Raw genomic sequence first — 19,107 nt, 5'->3', positions numbered from 1 at the left:
TAAGAACCCTTTTGTATGCTGTCTGTTTATCTTCTTCTACATTTTCGTCAGTCGCTCATTTCCGTTGCCGTCTGCATTTCTGAGTACAGACATTGAAAGGGGAAAGGTTTTCGGGCTGAATACTCTCCGTAGGAGGAAGATTCAGTCCGAAACGGCTTGCCGCCTGACCTTTCAACTTTCAAGGGCTGATGTACTACCTTCGCAGACGAGCAAAGGAAAGGGGCGAATGACGGAATCGGTAAACTCATAATATCGCAGATTGATGATAGACCAAATCAAATTTTATCCTGCAATAATGAAAAATGCACCGTCCTTTTGCTCGTTCATAAAAAAGTTGTACCTTTGTTCCAAGATGAGTTGTACATCAATGCAAATCACGCAAGTATGTAGAAATCAGAACAGTTGCCAACTCATTACCTCGTTCTTGAACTTTCCGCATAAACTTTTTATTCTTAGCGGATTATGAGATTATTCCAAAAATACGCAATATCTTTGTCATTGTTAACATTGTAATTTAAATTGTATTGCTACAGATGAAAAAACAAATGATTTCTGTGATTGTTCTGTGTGCAGGCCTGTTAAGTGTACAGGCTCAGGACAAGAATGGGGGTATCAGTCCGGAAATGCTGGGACAGATACGCCAGAGCTATCAAGATGCGGCTTCTGACAAAGCCTTGCGTAATGCCATCGGCAGTAACAGCATCAAGTCTTTAACTCTGAATCAGGAGAAGCAGGTAGGGATTGATACAGATTTCTCTGTTAAAGTGGAGTCCAAGGGGATTACCGACCAGCAGTCGTCAGGACGCTGCTGGCTTTTCACGGGGCTGAACGTGATGCGCGCCAAGGCCATTGCACGTTTCGGCCTGCCGGGATTGGAATTCTCGCAAACGTATTCGTTTTTCTGGGATCAGCTGGAGAAGTCCAATCTGTTCTTACAGGGTATTATTGATACGGCTGAAGAGCCGATGAACGACCAAACGGTAGAGTGGCTCTTCAAACATCCTTTGAGCGATGGAGGTACGTTTACCGGCGTGGCCGATATTGTAGGGAAATACGGACTTGTTCCCAAAGAAGCCATGCCTGAAACTTACAGTAGTGAGCATACGAGTCTTATGTCGTCGCTCATCGGGCTCAAATTGAAGGAATACGGTTTGTCTTTGCGCGAGATGGTGCAGAAAGGGGCCAGTGCTTCCGATTTGGAGAAGGCAAAGACCGAAATGCTGGGTACCGTTTACCGCATGTTGGCTTTGAATTTGGGAGTACCTCCTACATCTTTCGACTATGTGCGAAGGGATGCGCAGGGCAGACGTGTGGAAGTGGAGCATCACACTCCGATGTCCTTCCTCGAGAAATACGGTGATACCGGTTTGCTCACCAACTACGTGATGGTTATGAACGATCCTAGCCGGGAGTATTACAAATGTTATGAGATTGAGTATGACCGTCATCGTTACGACGGCCGCAATTGGACTTATGTCAATCTCCCTGTCGAGGAAATCAAGGAGATGGCCATTGCTTCGCTGAAGGATAGCACGCGGATGTACTTTTCGAGCGACGTTACCCAGCTGGATGCCAGGCGTGGTTATCTGGATGTCGACAATTATGACTATGGTTCGCTGTTCGGTGTGACGTTTGGTATGGACAAGAAACAGCGTATCCAGACGTTTGCCAGCATGTCGGCCCACGCCATGACGCTGATGGCTGTAGATCTGGACAAAGATGGAAAGCCTGTGAAATGGATGGTGGAAAATAGCTGGGGAGCCGCATCCGGTTACCAGGGGCATCTGATTATGACAGACCGATGGTTCGACGAATACATGTTCCGCCTGGTGGTGGAGACCAAATATGTTCCTGAAAAAGTAATGAAGCTTTTCAAGCAGAAGCCCATCCGTCTACCGGCTTGGGACCCCATGTTTGCAGAAGAAAATTAAACCTCTGTTACCGTTTTCCAGAGTGCCACTTTAGCGCCGTAAAGCTCTTCTTTACGAGTCTAAAGTGGCACTTTATTTTCTTCGTGTTCGTTAACGGAGCCCATTACGGAAATTTCTCCGTATTTCCTCTCTTATTTCCTCTTAAATCACATTCTTTTTGCTAATTTTGCAGCAAATTAATGAAACCATTATTTTAAATCAACACATGGCAAATGTAATTAAGTTACGTAAAGGCCTTGACATTAACCTGAAGGGCAAAGCTGCCGAAGAGTTCTTCTCTGTGAAAGAACCGGGATTCTATTCACTTGTTCCCGATGATTTTACCGGAATTACTCCCAAGGTGGTGGTCAAAGAGCAGGAATATGTGATGGCCGGGGGACCCTTGTTTATCGACAAGAACCATCCTGAATTAAAATTTGTTTCACCCGTAAGTGGTGTAGTGACGAGCGTAGAACGAGGTGCACGCCGTAAGGTGATGAACATTGTCGTTGAGGCTGCCACAGAACAAGACTATGAGGAATTCGGCAAGAAGGATCCGTCGAAGATGGATGCCGCGCAGGTCAAAGAACTGCTGCTCAATGCCGGAATGTTTGCTTTCATCCGTCAGCGTCCGTATGATGTAATTGCGGATCCGACTGTGGAACCGAAAGCAATTTTTGTTTCTGCTTTCGACAGCAATCCGTTGGCGCCCGATTTCGAGTTTGCGCTGAAGGGTGAGGAAGCTAACTTCCAGACAGGTCTTGACGCTTTGGCTAAGATGGCCAAAACTTATCTGAGTATCAGTGTGAAGCAGAAGGCTGCTGCTCTGACGCAGGCCAAGAATGTGACCATCACAGCTTTCGACGGTCCGCATCCGGCCGGCAATGTCGGTGTGCAGATCAATCATATTTCGCCCATTGCAAAGGGCGAGACGGTGTGGACTATCGGTGCCGAAGCCGTTATCTTCATTGGCCGTCTGATGAACATCGGTCGTGTAGACATGACCCGTACGGTAGCTGTAACGGGAAGTGAAGTGAAGAAACCCGCTTACTGCAAGCTGAAAGTCGGTGCTCTGCTTACCAACGTATTCAAGGGTAATGTAACGACTGGCAAAGAACTGCGTTATATCAGCGGTAATGTACTGACGGGTAAGAAAGTTTCTCCCAACGGTTTTCTGGGTGCTTTCCACAACCAGCTGACCGTGATTCCCGAAGGTGACGACGTACACGAAATGTTGGGTTGGATCATGCCTCGTTTCAATCAGTTCAGTGTGAACCATTCTTATTTCAGCTGGCTGATGGGTAAGAAGGAATATGTGTTTGATGCCCGTGTGAAGGGTGGTGAACGCCACATGATCATGTCCAATGAGTACGACCGTGTATTCCCAATGGATATCTATCCCGAATATCTGGTGAAAGCCATCATTGCAGGTGATATCGACCGTATGGAAGCTTTGGGTATCTACGAAGTGGCTCCCGAAGACTTTGCCCTGTGCGAGTTTGTATGTTCGTCCAAGGTGGAAGTTCAGCGCATCGTACGTGCCGGACTCGACATGCTTCGTGCTGAAATGGCATAAATTGTAAGTTGTAAATTGCTAAATCGAAAATAAATTAAATGAAAGCGTTAAGAAATTATCTCGACAAGATAAAGCCGAACTTTGAAGAGGGCGGCAAATTCCACGCATTTCGCTCGGTGTTCGACGGTTTCGAAACATTCCTGTTCGTGCCTAATACCACCTCGAAATCGGGAACGCATATTCATGATGCCATTGACAGCAAGCGTATCATGTCGATGGTTGTCATTGCGTTGATACCGGCTTTGCTGTTCGGTATGTACAACGTGGGTTATCAGCACTTCCGTGCTACGGGCATCGAAGGAAGCTTCATCGAATTGTTCGGCTATGGTTTCCTGGCTGTATTGCCCAAAATCATTGTATCTTATGTAGTGGGTCTGGGTATCGAATTTGTGGTTGCCCAGTGGAAGAATGAGGAAATTCAGGAAGGTTTCCTGGTATCTGGTATTCTGATCCCGATGATTGTGCCGGTTGATTGTCCGTTGTGGATGCTGGCCATTGCTACTGCATTTTCTGTTATTTTTGCCAAGGAAGTATTTGGCGGTACGGGTATGAACGTGTTCAACGTAGCCCTTATCACTCGTGCTTTCCTGTTCTTCGCTTATCCTACCAAGATGTCCGGTGATTCTGTATGGGTATCCGGCGACAGCATCTTTGGTCTGGGTGGTGACAAGTTTGTAGATGGATTCTCGGGTGCTACTGCTCTGGGTGTAGCTTCTGTAGCTCCTACAGCTGACGGTTACCTGCCTTTCTCCTGGGATATGGTAACAGGTCTGATTCCGGGTTCTATTGGTGAAACCAGTGTTATTGCTATCGCCATTGGTGCGGTCATCCTGTTGTGGACCGGCATTGCCAGCTGGAAGACCATGTTCTCCGTATTCGTAGGTGGTGCCTTCATGGCATGGATTTTCAACGAGTTTGGCCCTGATACGGCTATGGCCAAGATGCCTTGGTACGAACACCTCGTGCTGGGTGGTTTCTGCTTCGGTGCCGTGTTCATGGCTACAGACCCTGTTACATCGGCCCGTACCGAAACAGGTAAGTACATCTTCGGTTTTCTGATCGGTGTGATGGCTATCATCATCCGTGTGCTCAACCCCGGTTATCCTGAAGGTATGATGCTCGCCATCCTGCTGATGAATATCTTTGCTCCGCTTATCGACTACTGTGTGGTACAGAACAACATCAGCCGTCGCGAAAAACGTGCAATCAAGTCTAACAATTAAAATACCGAATAGAAATGAATACCAATAGTAACAGTTATACTATCATTTATGCTTCGGTAATGGTTGTTATCGTGGCATTCTTGCTGGCATTCGTAAGCTCTTCTTTGAAAGAGACGCAGAACAAGAACGTGGAGTTGGACACCAAGAAGCAAATTCTGGCTGCACTTAATGTTCGTGACGTGAAAGATGCCGATGCGGAATATAATAAATATGTAAAGGCCGATATGCTGATGAATGCTGACGGTACGTTGACCGAGAACACGGGTGCATTTGCTACCGGTTACGAGAAAGAAGTGAAGGAAAACAATCGTCTGCATGTATTTGTTTGCGAAGTAGACGGCGCTAAAAAGTATGTATTCCCTGTTTACGGTACCGGTCTTTGGGGTGCCATTTGGGGATATATCGCTCTGAACGAGGACAAGAATACCGTGTATGGAACTTACTTCTCACACGCTAGTGAAACTCCGGGTCTGGGTGCTGAAATCGCTACTGACCATTTCCAGAGTGAATTCTTGAACAAGAAGACACTGGAGAACGGTGAAATTGCTCTCGGTGTAGTAAAGAACGGTAAGGTGGAGAATCCCGATTACCAGGTAGACGGAATTTCCGGCGGTACAATTACATCTTTGGCTGTGGATGCCATGATTAAAGGCTGTCTGGGCAATTACAAGAGTTTTTTAACCAATAATGTGGAGGAATAAAAGAATATGGGACAATTATTTTCAAAGCAGAATAAAGAAATATTCTCTACTCCATTGGGAATGAACAACCCTGTCACCGTACAGGTGTTGGGTATCTGTTCGGCATTGGCCGTAACGGCCAAGTTGGAGCCGGCCATTGTGATGGGACTTTCCGTAACGGTTATTACGGCATTCTCCAATGTAGTAATTTCGTTGTTGCGTAAGACCATCCCCAACCGTATCCGTATCATCGTACAGTTGGTTGTTGTGGCTGCGTTGGTTACCGTTGTGAGTGAAATTTTGAAAGCGTTTGCCTACGACGTGAGTGTTCAGCTCTCCGTATACGTCGGCCTGATCATTACCAACTGTATCCTGATGGGACGTCTGGAGGCTTTTGCCATGCAGGCCGGTCCTTGGGAATCTTTCCTGGATGGTGTAGGCAACGGTTTGGGTTATGCCAAGATTTTGATTATCGTGGCCTTCTTCCGTGAACTGTTGGGTTCTGGTACGTTGCTGGGCTTCAACATCCTCAACTACGAACCTTTGAAGCAGTTGGGCTATCAGAACAACGGCTTGATGCTGATGCCGCCTATGGCATTGATCATCGTGGCTTGTATCATCTGGTATCAGCGTGCCCGCCACAAAGAGTTGCAAGATAAATAAGTATTAATGGAGAATGGATAGAGGATAATGATAATGAAATTATCAATTGTCAATTATCAATGATCAATTAAATAACGATTATGGAACATTTTTTTACTTTGTTAGTCCGCTCCATTTTTGTGGATAACATGATATTCGCATTCTTCCTCGGCATGTGTTCTTACCTGGCCGTGTCGAAGACTGTGAAGACTTCCGTTGGCTTGGGTATTGCCGTAACCTTTGTGTTGGTAGTTACCCTCCCGGTCAACTATTTGTTGCAGACCAAGGTGCTGGGTCCCAATGCCATCATTGAGGGTGTTGACCTCAGCTTCCTGAGCTTTATTCTTTTCATTGCCGTCATTGCCGCCATCGTTCAGTTGGTGGAGATGATTGTCGAGCGTTTCAGCCCATCGCTTTACGCTTCGCTGGGTATCTTCCTGCCGCTGATCGCTGTGAACTGTGCCATCATGGGTGCATCACTCTTCATGCAGCAGCGTATCAATCTTGGCATGAGTGATCCTAAGTATATCGGTGGGGTGGGTGATGCCATCTCTTATGCTTTGGGTTCGGGTATTGGCTGGATGCTGGCTATCGTCGGTCTGGCTGCTATCCGCGAGAAAATGGCCTATTCCGATGTTCCTGCTCCGTTGAAGGGCTTGGGCATCACATTCATTACGGTAGGTTTGATGGCCATCGCGTTTATGTGTTTCTCCGGTTTGAACATCTAAAAAAGAAAGGAATAAGACAATGGATATGAATATGATATTGGCAAGCATTGGAGTATTCCTCGTGGTGGTTCTTCTGCTTGTTGTAATTCTGTTGGTAGCCAAGAAATTCTTGGTGCCTTCAGGTAATGTAAAACTCACCATGAACGGCGACAAGGTGCTGGATGTTGCTTCCGGTGGCACGTTGCTGAACACATTGGCTGTCAATGGCGTCTATCTTTCTTCCGCTTGCGGTGGTAAGGGATCTTGCGGCCAGTGCAAATGTCAGGTTGTAGAAGGCGGTGGTGAAATCCTGCCTTCCGAAGTTCCTCACTTCAGCCGCAAGCAGCAGAAAGACCATTGGCGTTTGGGCTGCCAGGTGAAAGTGAAGGGTGATATGTCTATTAAGGTGCCCGAAAGCGTACTGGGTGTAAAGGAATACGAATGTACGGTTATCTCCAACAAGAACGTGGCTACCTTCATCAAGGAATTCAAGGTGCAGCTTCCCGCTGGTGCCCACATGGACTTCTTGCCGGGTTCTTATGCACAGATCAAGATTCCCGCATTCACGATGGACTATGATAAGGATATCGACAAGAGTCTGATTGGCGATGAATATTTACCTGCATGGCAGAAGTTCGGTCTCTTCCCGTTGAAGTGCGTCAACCCTGAGCCTACTGTACGTGCTTATTCTATGGCTAACTATCCCGCCGAGGGCGATGTATTCATGCTGACTGTGCGTATTGCTACTCCTCCGTTCAAGCCCGATCGTAGCGGCTTTATGGATGTAAATCCGGGTATTGCTTCTTCTTACATCTTTACCCTGAAGCCGGGTGACAAGGTTATCATGAGTGGTCCTTACGGTGACTTCCATCCGCATTTTGATTCCAAGAAAGAAATGATTTGGGTTGGTGGTGGTGCCGGTATGGCTCCGCTCCGTGCACAGATCATGCACATGACCAAGACATTGAATACACGCGATCGCGAAATGCACTATTTCTACGGAGCTCGTGCCTTGAACGAAGTGTTCTATCTGGATGACTTCCTCGGACTTGAGAAGGAGTTCCCCAACTTCCATTTCCACTTGGCACTCGACCGTCCCGATCCTGCAGCCGATGCAGCAGGCGTGAAGTACACTCCGGGTTTTGTTCACACCGTTATGTACGACACTTATCTGAAGGATCATGAAGCTCCTGAAGATATTGAATATTACATGTGCGGTCCTGGTCCGATGTCTAAGGCTGTAGTCAACATGCTTGATAGTCTGGGTGTCGAATCTGCTAGCATTATGTACGATAACTTCGGCGGATAATTTGTTTATCCCGGTTAATAATAAGAAAAGCGCGAATGGCTTCTGCCATCCGCGCTTTTTTATGTCGTAAGATATGCACGTTCGCTTATTGGTGTGAGTAAGTTGTATATATGAATTCTTTATATTAAAGAATTCTCATCTAGATTTGATTCTGGATATTGGTGAGGCATTGTAGATAGATTAGAGTCTATCTGTTTGATGCTTGAAGGTGAGATATGATTCTTTTTTTGCCCTTTGAACATCTTATAATTTAGGAGGGATAGATGTTTTTAATGGAGCTGTGAGACTATAGAGTGTTTGTGGAAGTCTTTGCTAGTTATGGCAAATTTATATTATGATGAAAAAGAAAAGAGGGTACATTTTTGAATGCCCCTCTTTTCATATGTTTTGTTCTTTATATACAGGCTTACATCAGGAAGCCCAGCAGGATACCGGCAGCTACAGCCGAACCGATTACACCAGCTACGTTCGGACCCATGGCATGCATCAACAGGTAGTTGGTCGGATCGTATTCCAGACCTACCACTTGAGAGATACGTGCTGAGTCGGGCACAGCGGATACACCGGCATTACCGATAAGAGGATTGATCTTGTTGCCTTTCTTCAGGAAGAGGTTGAATATCTTCACGAAGATGACACCTGATGCGGTAGCGATGACGAACGAAAGGGCACCCAGTGCGAAGATCTTCACAGAGTCGAATGTGAGGAATTCGGAAGCTTGGGTAGAAGCACCTACCGTAAGACCCAGCAAGATCGTGATTGTATCGATCAGCGGACCGCTGGCTGTGTTAGCCAGACGACGGGTTACACCACTTTCCTTCAACAGGTTACCGAAGAACAGCATACCCAGCAAAGGAAGACCGGACGGTACCAAGAACGTAGTCAGTAACAGGCCTACGATGGGGAACATGACTTTCTCCGTGTGAGAAACAACGCGTGGAGGTTTCATACGGATCAGGCGTTCGTGCTTCGTAGTGAGCAGACGCATGATAGGCGGTTGGATAACCGGTACCAGAGCCATATAGGAATAGGCCGATACGGCAATTGCACCCATCAGGTTTGGAGCCAGTTTAGACGACAGGAAGATAGCTGTCGGACCGTCGGCACCGCCGATGATACCGATGGCACCAGCCTGCATCGGGTCGAAACCGATAGCAAGGGCAATCATATAGGCGCCGAAAATACCAAACTGGGCAGCTGCACCGATGAGCATCAGCTTCGGATTGGATATCAAAGCCGAGAAGTCCGTCATGGCACCGATACCCAAGAAAATGAGCGGCGGGTACCAACCGGAGGTTACTCCCTGGTACAAAATGTTGAGTACAGAACCCTCTTCATAGATGCCCACCTTGAGGCCAGCCTCCATGTTGAAGGGAATGTTGCCGATGAGGATACCGAATCCGATAGGAATCAGCAGCATCGGCTCGAATTCCTTGGCTACTGCCAGGTAAATGAAAAACAAACCTACCAGGAGCATGATGATGTGGCCTGCCGTTGCGTTAGCAAAGCCCGTATAGCCCCAGAAATCGGCCAGGTTGTTTCCTATGAATGTGATAAATTCTCCCATATTATTCGATAATTACGAGGTCAGTACCTTCGAGAACAGAGTCTCCTTTGTTAACGTTGATGGCTGCAATCTTACCGTCTTTGTCGGCGTTGATGTTGTTTTCCATCTTCATGGCTTCCAGGATAATGATGGTTTGGCCTTTCTTAACGGCATCGCCAACATTTACTTTGATGTCGAGAATAACACCTGGCAGCGGAGATTTTACGCCAGACTTGCCACCCGATACAGCTGCAGGTTTAGCGATAGGAGTAGTGGGAGCAGTAGGTGCGTCTGTGTGTACAGGGCGTACTACAGGTTTCACGGCTACAGCCTTCTTGGGGGCCTTTTCCATTTCCACGTTGTAGGGAGTACCGTTCACTTCTACGTGGGCGATGTTGTCTTCAATGTCTCCAATGGTAACGTTGTATACATTACCGTTAATCTTATACTTATATTCTTTCATCGTTTGACTTTTTTAGAGGTGACTTTACTTTTTGTGCGGCGTCTCACGCAGCGTATAAATCTTGGAACTCCATGGTGAATAGCTGCGCTTTACGCGGGTGATGGTCAGTACGGTGTCTTCTACATCGTGTACATCGTTCTGCATCTCATGCATAGCCATAGCAATGGCAGCGAAGACTTCGCCCGGAGCGCGTCCCAGCTGTTTTTCCTTGGCTTCCTGTTTGTCGGTGATACCTTTTACTTTCATTGCATTGTGTGCGCTCAGGCTGACAGATGCCTTGCCGATGATGCGGAAAGCAATGTAGAGCAGGATCAGGCCGAGGAATACTACGCTCATGGCTGAAATAGCCATACCGATACCTACACTATCGTGTTGCTCAAACTTTTCCATCTTGGCATTACTGTCGATAGTCTTGTTGTTGGTACTTGGCGTTACGTATTTGTCGTCTGAGGCACCCTTTACTTCCCATTCGGCTGCTGCATCGTTTACACGGGCATAAGACTGGTCGGCTTGCAATGCTCCGGCCGGAATCACTACCTGATCCAACAGCTTGCGGCCCGAGTCATAAAGACCAATCCAGTTGCTGTTTTGAGGATCCAGTGTAAAATTAGTGTGGAATGTTCCGCGGTTGGGTTTGCCGTCTGCCCAGAACAAGGCATGCTGGCGAGGTCTAACCACGGTCAGTACGTCTCCCTTCGGGATGAAATAGGAAACGGTGTCGCCCGGCTGGCTGCTGAATTTCAGGTAACATCCTGCCAGGTCGGCGCTTCCATACGATTTGTTGAATATCTCGATCCATGCGCTATGAATGCCGTAGTCGTCCTGGAAGTTGCTCACATTGTTTACGAGCACTTCGTTCAGCAGCAACTTGCTGTTCGACTTCTCTTCCCCGCAGGAAGTGAAGAAGCCCAGTGCCAGCGCCAGTGAAAGAAATATTCCGATATTAAGTTTCTTCATAAATTCGATTTTATTATCAATTTACTAATAGTTCATTCTTCTTTAGAGAGGAATATTTCCATGCTTCTTGGCCGGATTCGTGAGTTTCTTAGTCTGCAGCTGTTGCAGGGCGCGAATGATGCGGAAACGTGTATTGCGCGGTTCGATAACATCGTCGATGTAGCCATACTTGGCTGCGTTGTACGGGTTGGCAAACAGCTTCGTGTATTCTGCTTCCTTCTCGGCTAGGAACTGAGCTGGATTTTCGTGTTCTTTAGCTTCTCTTGCATACAATACTTCTACAGCACCAGCACCACCCATTACGGCGATTTCGGCTGTCGGCCATGCGTAGTTCATATCGCCGCGCAGTTGTTTACAACTCATAACGATGTGTGAACCACCGTAGGATTTACGCAATGTGATTGTAACTTTAGGTACAGTAGCTTCGCCGTAAGCGTAAAGCAGTTTGGCTCCGTGCAGGATGACACCGTTGTATTCCTGACCAGTACCCGGCAGGAAGCCCGGTACGTCTACCAATGATACGATAGGAATATTAAAGGCATCGCAGAAACGTACGAAACGTGCACCCTTGCGAGAGGCATTGCTATCCAATACACCGGCCAGATATTTGGGCTGGTTGGCTACGATACCTACTGACTGTCCGTTGAAGCGGGCGAAACCGATAATAATGTTCTTTGCGTAGTCTTTCTGGATTTCCAGGAATTCGCCGTTGTCTACGATGGCACCAATTACTTCGTACATATCATACGGCTTGTTGGGGCTGTCGGGAATAATGTCATTCAGCGAATCTTCCAAACGGTCGATAGGGTCTGTACAGTCAACGTAGGGAGCCTCTTCAAGGTTATTCTGAGGAATGTAGCTTAGCAGCTTGCGAATCAAAGCCAGCGCATCTTCTTCTGTAGCGGCAGTAAAATGAGTTACACCAGACTTCGTGGAATGTACGCTTGCGCCACCCAGATTTTCCTGGCTTACGTCTTCACCGGTTACGGTTTTTACAACTTTCGGTCCGGTAAGGAACATATAAGATGTACCTTCCATCATCAGTGTAAAGTCGGTCAGGGCAGGGGAGTATACTGCACCACCGGCGCAGGGACCGAAGATACCAGAAATCTGAGGAATGACACCTGATGCCAGGATGTTGCGCTGGAAAATTTCAGCATATCCTGCCAAAGCGTTAATGCCTTCCTGAATACGTGCACCACCTGAATCGTTCAAACCGATAACTGGAGCGCCCATACGCATAGCTTTGTCCATGATATGGCATATCTTCAGTGACATGGTTTCAGACAATGAACCAGCTGAAACGGTGAAGTCTTGTGCAAAAATGTAGACCAGACGGCCATCGATCGTACCACATCCGGTTACGACACCATCGCCCGGGTAGTGTTTTTTCTCCATGCCGAAGTTGGTGCAGCGATGTTCAACGAACATGTCCATCTCTTCGAAACTGCCTTCGTCCAGCAGCATGGCTATACGCTCACGGGCTGTATATTTACCTTTTTCGTGTTGCTTGGCAATAGCCTTTTCACCACCGCCCTGACGCGCTACAGCGCGACGGTCGATAAGCTCTTTGATTTTCTCTAATTGATTGCTCATCGTTATTAGAATTTTAGTAATGTATGATTTGGTTTAGTTACAAACTACCGGCTACAAGCATCCACTCAGTATAAAAACGATCTATCGCTTGTAGCTGGTAGCTCATTACTTCTTTATTCGGGTTTCTCGCAAAGTTCAGTCAGTACACCTAAAGTTGATTTCGGGTGTAAGAATGCAATGTTCAGTCCCTCGGCACCTTTGCGGGGGGCTTTGTCTATCAGACGGATTCCAGCTGCTTCGGCTGAAGCCAATGCGTTGGCTACGCCGTCTTCGATAGCGAAAGCCAAATGGTGCATACCGCCGTTTCCGTTATTCTTTTCGATAAATTTGGCGATAGTGCTTTCCGGAGAAGTCGGTTCCAATAGTTCAATCTTCACGTCGCCAACTTTCAAGAAGGCGGTTCTTACTTTCTGATCTTCAACAGTTTCAATGTTGTAGCACTTCAGTCCTAAAACATTTTCATAATACGGAAGGGCTTCTTCGATGCTTTTTACAGCAATGCCCAAATGCTCAATGTGTGAAATCTTCATAACTTTATTCTTTTTAATCGTAAATAGAATACGGGTTTGAATTCTCTGTTCCCGGTTTCCGAATACAGGAGTTCCAAGTTGACCGAAGAACTCAGATTCTAAAAATCCATGAAACTTGGTACAAAGTAAGTCATTTCTTGCAAAATAGAGAAATTTTTCCTCAATTAAATTAGGGTGCAAATAGAGTTTCTGAAGCCTTTTCGGGTAGGCTATTTTTAAGAAAAGAGGGGGGTAATAAATAAGTCCTGGAGATTTTTCAATCTTCAGGACTTGTAGTACACCCTCAGGGATTCGAACCCTGGACCCACTGATTAAGAGTCAGTTGCTCTACCAACTGAGCTAAGAGTGCAATTTGTAGTGGATACGAGAATCGAACTCGTGTTCCATGCGTGAGAGGCATGTGTCCTAGCCGCTAGACGAATCCACCAACTATTTAAAATGTTGCGGAAGCTGGGGGATTCGAACCCCCGGTACGGTAACCCGTACGGCAGTTTAGCAAACTGCTGGTTTCAGCCACTCACCCAAACTTCCTTAGTGACCAGCATTCTTTCGAAATGCGCTGCAAAGGTAGAGAAAGTTTTGGACTGTGCAAACCTTTTGAACATATTTTTTTCGTGGATTTTTTATTTCAATCGCTAATCTGTTAACTCTCAAAAATATAAGTCTGATAAAAAAGTGTAGCAGATTGAAGATTGTAAAAGCGGAAAATACAAAGATCAGAAGAGCCTTGGCAAAAATACTCCGGTAGGCTCGTTTTTCTGCTTTCGATTTTCATCCTTTTTTAATATGGTAAGACACGCTTCGGTATAATCAAATAGAAAAACTCTGTTTTTCATTTGTCTCTGCTCTCACCTTTATGTATCTTTGTGCCTGCTAAACCTAGAACAGAAGTTGCAAATGGATACTTTATTAAAAGAAACTGTAAATGCAGCGGTGAATTCCCGATATCCGACCATGAATCCTGAAGGTCGAAAGCTCATTGAAGAGATTCTGGTGAGAAAAGATTTTGAAAAGGGAGAAATTCTTCTTTCCGAAGGACAAGTCAGTCATGATATTATGATTGTAGGAAAGGGTATGGTACGCCAATTTTATTATAAAAACGGAAAAGATGTGACTGAGCATTTTTCTTATGAAGGCTGTATCGTTATGTGTATCGAAAGTTTGTTGAAACAGGAACCTACCCGTTTGATGATAGAGGCCCTGGAAGACGGCACTGGTTATCTTCTGAATCACAAGAAGTTGAATTTGTTGGCAGAGACTTCATGGGAAGTTAATATGTTCTATCGGAAGATTTTGGAGTTTTCGCTCATTACTTCTCAGATTAAAGCTGATTCGTGGCGTTTTGAAACGGCTCGTGAGCGTTATAATCAATTGTTACAATCGCAGCCAGAAGTGGTTAAAAGGGCTCCTCTCTCACATATTGCCTCTTATCTGTTGATGACGCCAGAGACATTAAGCCGGGTTCGTTCGGGTATTTTATAAGAATAAGATTTCTTTGTTTTTGAAAAAAACTCTTTTTGATTTATGTCAAAGGCACAATGGAAAGTTGTGAGTACTTTTGCATCGCAAAAACAATAGGAGAATTTAGTTTTTATAGAAGAGAGAGAATTGGTTTTAAAAGGGTACAAAAAGAAACAGGTTCCGAATTTCGGAACCTGTTTCTTTTTGTTGTATGCGGGTTACGGTTGTTTTTCATTCCCGAACAATTTGTTGTAATCACGTTGTGAAGCTGTTTTTGTCCACGTTTCAGGAATAAAGCGCCATTGGTTTAAGGCTTTAGGTGAAATGGTTTGCTGCTGTTCGATATACTTCATCAGATAGTAACGCAAATCCTTGTCTGTGGATGAGAGGATGCGTTTTCCCAATTCGTCTTGTGGAATGCCGGCCCCTTTAGTCAGCAGCTCGCCACCACCATTGCCGCGGTAGGAGTTGACTGCCACTTTATACATTCTTGTTTCGTCGAAAGGAGTGCCGTCAGCCATACTTAGGATATGCACTTTTTCGCCTTCGGGTTTGGTTACGTCTACAGTATAGAGGATACCTGCTGCTGAGTCGAAGTTGTAGCTGGGATTCTGGAATACAGCACGGTCCGCTGCGCCTTCACGCGGTTGGGTACGCAACAAGAGGAGTGGATCGTCGGCAGACTTCATGCGATTTGTCCATAAGGCGTACGACATCTCGAGGGCGCCACGGATTTCTTTCCCGGAAAGACTCATGGTATATAGCATGTTTTCGTATTTGTAAAGGCTGAACATGTCGTTTACGAAAATATTGCCCGCTTTTATTTCAGCATCAAAAGACAAAGGTGCGGCCAATGAGATGTCGGCTCCGCTAATTGCAAGTTGGAGCTGGTGTATGAGGTCGATGAAAGCTGAGGGACCGAAATAGGCAGGTCGTGTAGAAATACTTTCAGTAAATTGGCCTATTCGTTTGGATACAAATTGTTCCACGTCTTTACGTTGTGAGGCGAAATGACTGATGAACTCCGCATCTGGCTCGTAGCTGTCCATCCGTACAAGTTCGCCAGAAATTTCTTTTTGGGTTACGTGCCCATCCTGTAGTGTCAGCTTTACGTCTACGGAAGAGATTACTGAGGCATTATTGGCTGGGTTGATGATCAGAACTGAATCACCTTCTGCATTGATTACTTTTTCACAGGCTAGAGCGTGATCGTGGCCCATCATTACTATGTCGAAACCGGGTATGTGGCGTGCTATGTCGGCCGAAGCGTTTTCGTTATACTTACCATTCATCACATAGGCGTTGCGTCCTGCGTGGAAGATGCCTATTACTAGGTCTGGCTTTTCCTGTTCGCGGATAACCGTCATCCAATGGCGGGCTGTTTCCTCCATGTCATCGAAACGCAGGCCACGCCATAGGTTTTCCGATAGCCAAGCTGGAATAGCTGGAGTTATCATTCCTAATATGGCTATCTTTATTCCATCGCGCTCCAGTATAATGTAGGGCTTAAAATGAGGTTGTTCTGTAGCTGTTTCTATTATATTGGCTCCGAGGATAGGGAAGTGGCAGTCTGATGCCCAGCGATCGAACACGGTACGGCCCGTTTCTATGTCGTGGTTACCCATATTGCCCGCATCATAATCCATAAAGTTCATCATTGCGGCGCATAGGTGTGTAGCTGTTGTATCTATATAATTATAGTAATAAGCTGTGGGTTGCCCTTGGAGGATGTCACCGTTGTCCAGTAAGATTAGTCGGTCATTATACTCTTTGCGTTCCTGGCGTACATAGGAACAAACTCTCGACAAACTGCCTGTTGCATCTTGGCGGAGAATGAAGTCGTAGGGGAAATAATTCCCATGCACGTCACTGGTTTGTACCAATTTTAGTTTTACGATTCGCTGTTGAGCCCATGTAAAGGTTGCCAGCAACAGGAATATGCTTAGAATAAGATGGCTCTTTTTCATATAAAAATGATGATATGTAATTAACTTTTAGTGATTTAATCTTCAAACATTCGACTTCTGGCCAGCATGCAGGCACCGATGATGCCGGCTTTATCTTTTAACTTGGATGTGACAATGACAGAATCCTTGTTTACCAGATTAAGTGAATATTTTCGGACGGCTGTCTTAATGGGTTGGGTGATATAATCTCCCGTCAGTGAAAGGGTCCCACCGATTATTACCATTTCCGGGTTGAAGATATTGATGAGTCCTGCAATTTGTTTGCCTAATTTTTGGCCGATTTCTTCTACAATTTCTATGCATAGCGGATCTTCCTTGCATGCAGCTTCGATTAGTTCGTCCAATGTGAGCGGCTTATTTTTTTCTTTAAGCCTGTTGGACAGGATGGAGGTTTCACCGTTCTTTATTCTTTCCAGGAATATTCGGTGGAAAGCGCTACCCGAAGCTTCTGTTTCCAAGCATCCTTTTTTACCACAGTGGCAGATGATTTCGTTGTCGAACGCATTGACGTGTCCGAATTCTCCTGAAAAGCCCGATTTCCCCGTGTATATTTTCCCGTCGATAATTATTCCAATGCCTAGTCCCCAGCTGATATTGACGAAAATGATATTTTTTTCTCCCGTAACACTTCCTTTCATATATTCTCCGTAGGTCATGGCGCGTGTGTCGTTGTCGATGCAGACTGGGAAGCCGATCTTTTCGGTTAATACTTCAGCTAATGGACGTTCTGAGAAGTTAAACATGCTAAAACTGTACCCTGATTCTGGATTAACCCGACCGGAAATGTTGATACAGATATTCATAATTTTTTCAGGGGTTATTTTTATCTGTTTTATGAAATTTCTGATTAACTTACATAGCTCTTCCAAAGCTTCCGGTGTGTTGTCAAACTTATAAGGGATATTCAATTTTAATTCTAACATATCCCCTTTGAAGTTAATTAAAGCTATATTTATAGCAAACTTTTTAATGTCTATTCCTATAAAATATCCAGATTCAGGATTTAATCCATATATACTTGGGTGACGCCCACCGCTGGTTTCTAGTTTACCATAATCATTAATGTAGCCTTCTTCACACATTTCCGATATAAATTTGGTTACAGTAGGCACACTTAAATCTAGCTCTTTGGCTAGATCCGTAATTGTTGAACTTCCATTATATATATAATGTGTAATAATTCTCTTTTTAAGGAGAGCATTTTTACTACCAATTTCTATTTCTTTTAGTAACGCTTGTGCCATATCATCAAAATTATGAGGTTCGCTACAAAGATACTAAAAAGTTTTATTATATATATCGCTTAATAATTTTATGTATATCATATTATTTCATTATTCATCGTTTATCTAATATAATATTTTATTAAATATTTTGCTATTAATAAAATTGTATTTATATTTGTGACGTTCTAATATAAAAATGAAAAATATGGATAGGAAAAACACTGGTGATCGTAGAGAGTTTCTAAAAAAGTCCATCATGGCAGGTGCGTCCTTGTTGCTGTCTCCGTCATTATTGAAAGCTTCGTCGGATAGTGAAATTTGGGAAATGACAAACAAGAATGGAGGGGTGATGCTTAAGTCTGATGGGTTGAAGATAACAGGTACTTTTTTGGATGAAATTTCTCATGATATTCCTCATCAGAATTGGGGGCTGAAAGAGTGGGATCGAGATTTTCAATATATGAAAGCCATTGGTATTGATACGGTCATCATGATTCGTTCTGGTTATCGGAAGTTTATCACTTATCCTTCCAAGTATCTGTTGGGGAAAGGTTGCTATATGCCTTCGGTTGATTTGCTGGAGATGTTTCTGAAGTTAGCCGAGAAGTATGGCATGAAGTTCTACTTTGGTCTTTACGATTCGGGACGCTATTGGGATACTGGTGACTTGAGTTGGGAAATAGAAGATAATAAATATGTGATAGAAGAAGTTTGGGAGTCGTATGGGAAACGTTACAAAAGTTTTGGAGGGTGGTATATCAGTGGCGAGATAAGTCGTGCAACCAAAGGAGCTATTGATGCATTTCATGCTATGGGAAAACAATGCAAGGATGTGTCAGGAGGTCTTCCTACATTTATATCGCCATGGATTGACGGGAAGAAAGCTGTAATGGCCAGTGGCAATAAGCTAACAAAAGAAGAAGCAGTGTCTGTGCAACAACATGAGAAAGAATGGAATGAAATTTTTGATGGTATCCACGATGTTGTAGATGCATGTGCTTTTCAGGATGGGCATATTGATTATGATGAGTTGGATGCTTTTTTTGCCGTTAATAAAAAGTTGGCAGATAAATATGGTATGCAGTGTTGGACTAATGCAGAATCATTTGACCGTGATATGCCAATTAAATTCTTCCCAATAAAATTTGATAAGCTGCGAATGAAACTGGAAGCCGCCAAACGTGCAGGATATGATAAGGCTATAACTTTTGAGTTTTCTCATTTTATGAGTCCACAGTCAGCTTATTTGCAGGCGGGGCATCTGTACGATAGATATAGAGAATATTTTGGTATTGAATAATAGTTTTTTTAATA

The 19,107-nt window shown here is 44.9% G+C and carries 15 protein-coding genes, 3 tRNA genes and 1 pseudogene; 9 read left to right on the top strand and 10 right to left on the bottom strand.

Annotation, left to right across the window (positions count from 1 at the left end; all coding sequences use genetic code 11):
- Window positions 1–533: 533 nt before the first annotated feature.
- The 7 genes and pseudogenes from BQ8005_RS04210 (at window position 534) to nqrF (ending at window position 8,047) form a co-directional block, all read left to right on the top strand.
- Entirely contained in the window at window positions 534–1,931 is a 1,398-nt protein-coding gene (locus tag BQ8005_RS04210) for a C1 family peptidase (protein WP_075317165.1), read from the top strand.
- 83 nt (window positions 1,932–2,014) lie between these two features.
- Window positions 2,015–3,486, top strand: a pseudogene (locus BQ8005_RS04205) (Na(+)-translocating NADH-quinone reductase subunit A).
- A gap of 38 nt (window positions 3,487–3,524) precedes the next feature.
- Window positions 3,525–4,709 carry an NADH:ubiquinone reductase (Na(+)-transporting) subunit B gene (locus BQ8005_RS04200; RefSeq protein WP_075317163.1) on the top strand — a complete coding sequence of 395 codons (1,185 nt, stop codon included), beginning with the start codon at window positions 3,525–3,527 and terminating at the stop codon, window positions 4,707–4,709.
- 14 nt (window positions 4,710–4,723) lie between these two features.
- On the top strand, window positions 4,724–5,410 hold the full coding sequence (locus BQ8005_RS04195; protein ID WP_075317162.1) for a Na(+)-translocating NADH-quinone reductase subunit C: 687 nt from the start codon (window positions 4,724–4,726) through the stop codon (window positions 5,408–5,410).
- A 6-nt stretch (window positions 5,411–5,416) separates the two neighbouring features.
- Complete coding sequence (locus BQ8005_RS04190) at window positions 5,417–6,052, top strand: NADH:ubiquinone reductase (Na(+)-transporting) subunit D (RefSeq protein ID WP_075317161.1); 636 nt, start codon at window positions 5,417–5,419, stop codon at window positions 6,050–6,052.
- A gap of 80 nt (window positions 6,053–6,132) precedes the next feature.
- The gene (gene nqrE / locus BQ8005_RS04185; protein ID WP_075317160.1) at window positions 6,133–6,759 is read left to right on the top strand and encodes an NADH:ubiquinone reductase (Na(+)-transporting) subunit E; all 627 of its coding nucleotides are present in this window, start codon (window positions 6,133–6,135) and stop codon (window positions 6,757–6,759) included.
- A 19-nt stretch (window positions 6,760–6,778) separates the two neighbouring features.
- Window positions 6,779–8,047 carry an NADH:ubiquinone reductase (Na(+)-transporting) subunit F gene (gene nqrF / locus BQ8005_RS04180; RefSeq protein ID WP_075317159.1) on the top strand — a complete coding sequence of 423 codons (1,269 nt, stop codon included), beginning with the start codon at window positions 6,779–6,781 and terminating at the stop codon, window positions 8,045–8,047.
- 406 nt (window positions 8,048–8,453) lie between these two features.
- On the opposite strand, the gene BQ8005_RS04175 is transcribed toward nqrF, so the two are convergent.
- From BQ8005_RS04175 to BQ8005_RS04140, 8 genes are all read right to left on the bottom strand, one after another.
- Entirely contained in the window at window positions 8,454–9,614 is a 1,161-nt protein-coding gene (locus tag BQ8005_RS04175; protein WP_075317158.1) for a sodium ion-translocating decarboxylase subunit beta, read from the bottom strand.
- A 1-nt stretch (window position 9,615) separates the two neighbouring features.
- Window positions 9,616–10,056 carry an acetyl-CoA carboxylase biotin carboxyl carrier protein gene (locus BQ8005_RS04170; protein ID WP_075317157.1) on the bottom strand — a complete coding sequence of 147 codons (441 nt, stop codon included), beginning with the start codon at window positions 10,054–10,056 and terminating at the stop codon, window positions 9,616–9,618.
- A 24-nt stretch (window positions 10,057–10,080) separates the two neighbouring features.
- The gene (locus BQ8005_RS04165; protein ID WP_075317156.1) at window positions 10,081–11,013 is read right to left on the bottom strand and encodes an OadG family transporter subunit; all 933 of its coding nucleotides are present in this window, start codon (window positions 11,011–11,013) and stop codon (window positions 10,081–10,083) included.
- A 42-nt stretch (window positions 11,014–11,055) separates the two neighbouring features.
- Window positions 11,056–12,609, bottom strand: coding sequence for an acyl-CoA carboxylase subunit beta (locus BQ8005_RS04160; protein ID WP_075317155.1), 1,554 nt, complete (start codon window positions 12,607–12,609; stop codon window positions 11,056–11,058).
- Between the two features lie 113 nt (window positions 12,610–12,722).
- Window positions 12,723–13,139, bottom strand: coding sequence for a methylmalonyl-CoA epimerase (gene mce / locus BQ8005_RS04155; protein WP_021847717.1), 417 nt, complete (start codon window positions 13,137–13,139; stop codon window positions 12,723–12,725).
- 276 nt (window positions 13,140–13,415) lie between these two features.
- Window positions 13,416–13,488: transfer RNA gene (locus BQ8005_RS04150), tRNA-Lys, on the bottom strand.
- 6 nt (window positions 13,489–13,494) lie between these two features.
- Window positions 13,495–13,566: transfer RNA gene (locus BQ8005_RS04145), tRNA-Glu, on the bottom strand.
- A 17-nt stretch (window positions 13,567–13,583) separates the two neighbouring features.
- A tRNA-Ser gene (locus tag BQ8005_RS04140) sits at window positions 13,584–13,670 on the bottom strand.
- A 366-nt stretch (window positions 13,671–14,036) separates the two neighbouring features.
- Between BQ8005_RS04140 and BQ8005_RS04135 the strand changes: the two genes are divergently transcribed.
- On the top strand, window positions 14,037–14,621 hold the full coding sequence (locus BQ8005_RS04135; protein WP_021847715.1) for a Crp/Fnr family transcriptional regulator: 585 nt from the start codon (window positions 14,037–14,039) through the stop codon (window positions 14,619–14,621).
- Between the two features lie 197 nt (window positions 14,622–14,818).
- On the opposite strand, the gene BQ8005_RS04130 is transcribed toward BQ8005_RS04135, so the two are convergent.
- A complete protein-coding gene (locus BQ8005_RS04130; RefSeq protein ID WP_075317154.1) occupies window positions 14,819–16,567 on the bottom strand; it encodes a bifunctional metallophosphatase/5'-nucleotidase in 1,749 nt (582 codons plus the stop codon).
- A 35-nt stretch (window positions 16,568–16,602) separates the two neighbouring features.
- Complete coding sequence (locus BQ8005_RS04125; RefSeq protein WP_075317153.1) at window positions 16,603–17,811, bottom strand: ROK family transcriptional regulator; 1,209 nt, start codon at window positions 17,809–17,811, stop codon at window positions 16,603–16,605.
- A gap of 187 nt (window positions 17,812–17,998) precedes the next feature.
- Here BQ8005_RS04125 and BQ8005_RS04120 point away from each other — a divergent pair, with 187 nt between their 5' ends.
- Window positions 17,999–19,093, top strand: a complete 1,095-nt coding sequence (locus BQ8005_RS04120) for a DUF4434 domain-containing protein (protein ID WP_075318924.1) — start codon at window positions 17,999–18,001, stop codon at window positions 19,091–19,093.
- Window positions 19,094–19,107 lie beyond the last annotated feature (14 nt).

Origin of the sequence: Bacteroides togonis (assembly GCF_900130135.1) — a bacterium.
In the GTDB taxonomy this organism is placed as follows: Bacteria; Bacteroidota; Bacteroidia; order Bacteroidales; family Bacteroidaceae; genus Bacteroides; species Bacteroides pullorum.
Note: the sequence above shows the minus strand (reverse complement) of the source record. Positions and strands in the feature narration are given on the sequence as shown.

What these genes read in the sequence shown, in the direction of transcription:
- BQ8005_RS04195 (WP_075317162.1), top strand. Translation starts at nt 4,724, where the DNA reads ATGAATACCAATAGTAACAGTTATACTATCATTTATGCTTCGGTAATG.
- BQ8005_RS04135 (WP_021847715.1), top strand. Translation starts at nt 14,037, where the DNA reads ATGGATACTTTATTAAAAGAAACTGTAAATGCAGCGGTGAATTCCCGA.
- nqrF (WP_075317159.1), top strand. Translation starts at nt 6,779, where the DNA reads ATGGATATGAATATGATATTGGCAAGCATTGGAGTATTCCTCGTGGTG.
- BQ8005_RS04200 (WP_075317163.1), top strand. Translation starts at nt 3,525, where the DNA reads ATGAAAGCGTTAAGAAATTATCTCGACAAGATAAAGCCGAACTTTGAA.
- BQ8005_RS04165 (WP_075317156.1), bottom strand. Translation starts at nt 11,013, where the DNA reads ATGAAGAAACTTAATATCGGAATATTTCTTTCACTGGCGCTGGCACTG.
- mce (WP_021847717.1), bottom strand. Translation starts at nt 13,139, where the DNA reads ATGAAGATTTCACACATTGAGCATTTGGGCATTGCTGTAAAAAGCATC.
- BQ8005_RS04175 (WP_075317158.1), bottom strand. Translation starts at nt 9,614, where the DNA reads ATGGGAGAATTTATCACATTCATAGGAAACAACCTGGCCGATTTCTGG.
- BQ8005_RS04210 (WP_075317165.1), top strand. Translation starts at nt 534, where the DNA reads ATGAAAAAACAAATGATTTCTGTGATTGTTCTGTGTGCAGGCCTGTTA.
- BQ8005_RS04125 (WP_075317153.1), bottom strand. Translation starts at nt 17,811, where the DNA reads ATGGCACAAGCGTTACTAAAAGAAATAGAAATTGGTAGTAAAAATGCT.
- BQ8005_RS04160 (WP_075317155.1), bottom strand. Translation starts at nt 12,609, where the DNA reads ATGAGCAATCAATTAGAGAAAATCAAAGAGCTTATCGACCGTCGCGCT.
- BQ8005_RS04120 (WP_075318924.1), top strand. Translation starts at nt 17,999, where the DNA reads ATGGATAGGAAAAACACTGGTGATCGTAGAGAGTTTCTAAAAAAGTCC.
- BQ8005_RS04190 (WP_075317161.1), top strand. Translation starts at nt 5,417, where the DNA reads ATGGGACAATTATTTTCAAAGCAGAATAAAGAAATATTCTCTACTCCA.
- nqrE (WP_075317160.1), top strand. Translation starts at nt 6,133, where the DNA reads ATGGAACATTTTTTTACTTTGTTAGTCCGCTCCATTTTTGTGGATAAC.
- BQ8005_RS04170 (WP_075317157.1), bottom strand. Translation starts at nt 10,056, where the DNA reads ATGAAAGAATATAAGTATAAGATTAACGGTAATGTATACAACGTTACC.
- BQ8005_RS04130 (WP_075317154.1), bottom strand. Translation starts at nt 16,567, where the DNA reads ATGAAAAAGAGCCATCTTATTCTAAGCATATTCCTGTTGCTGGCAACC.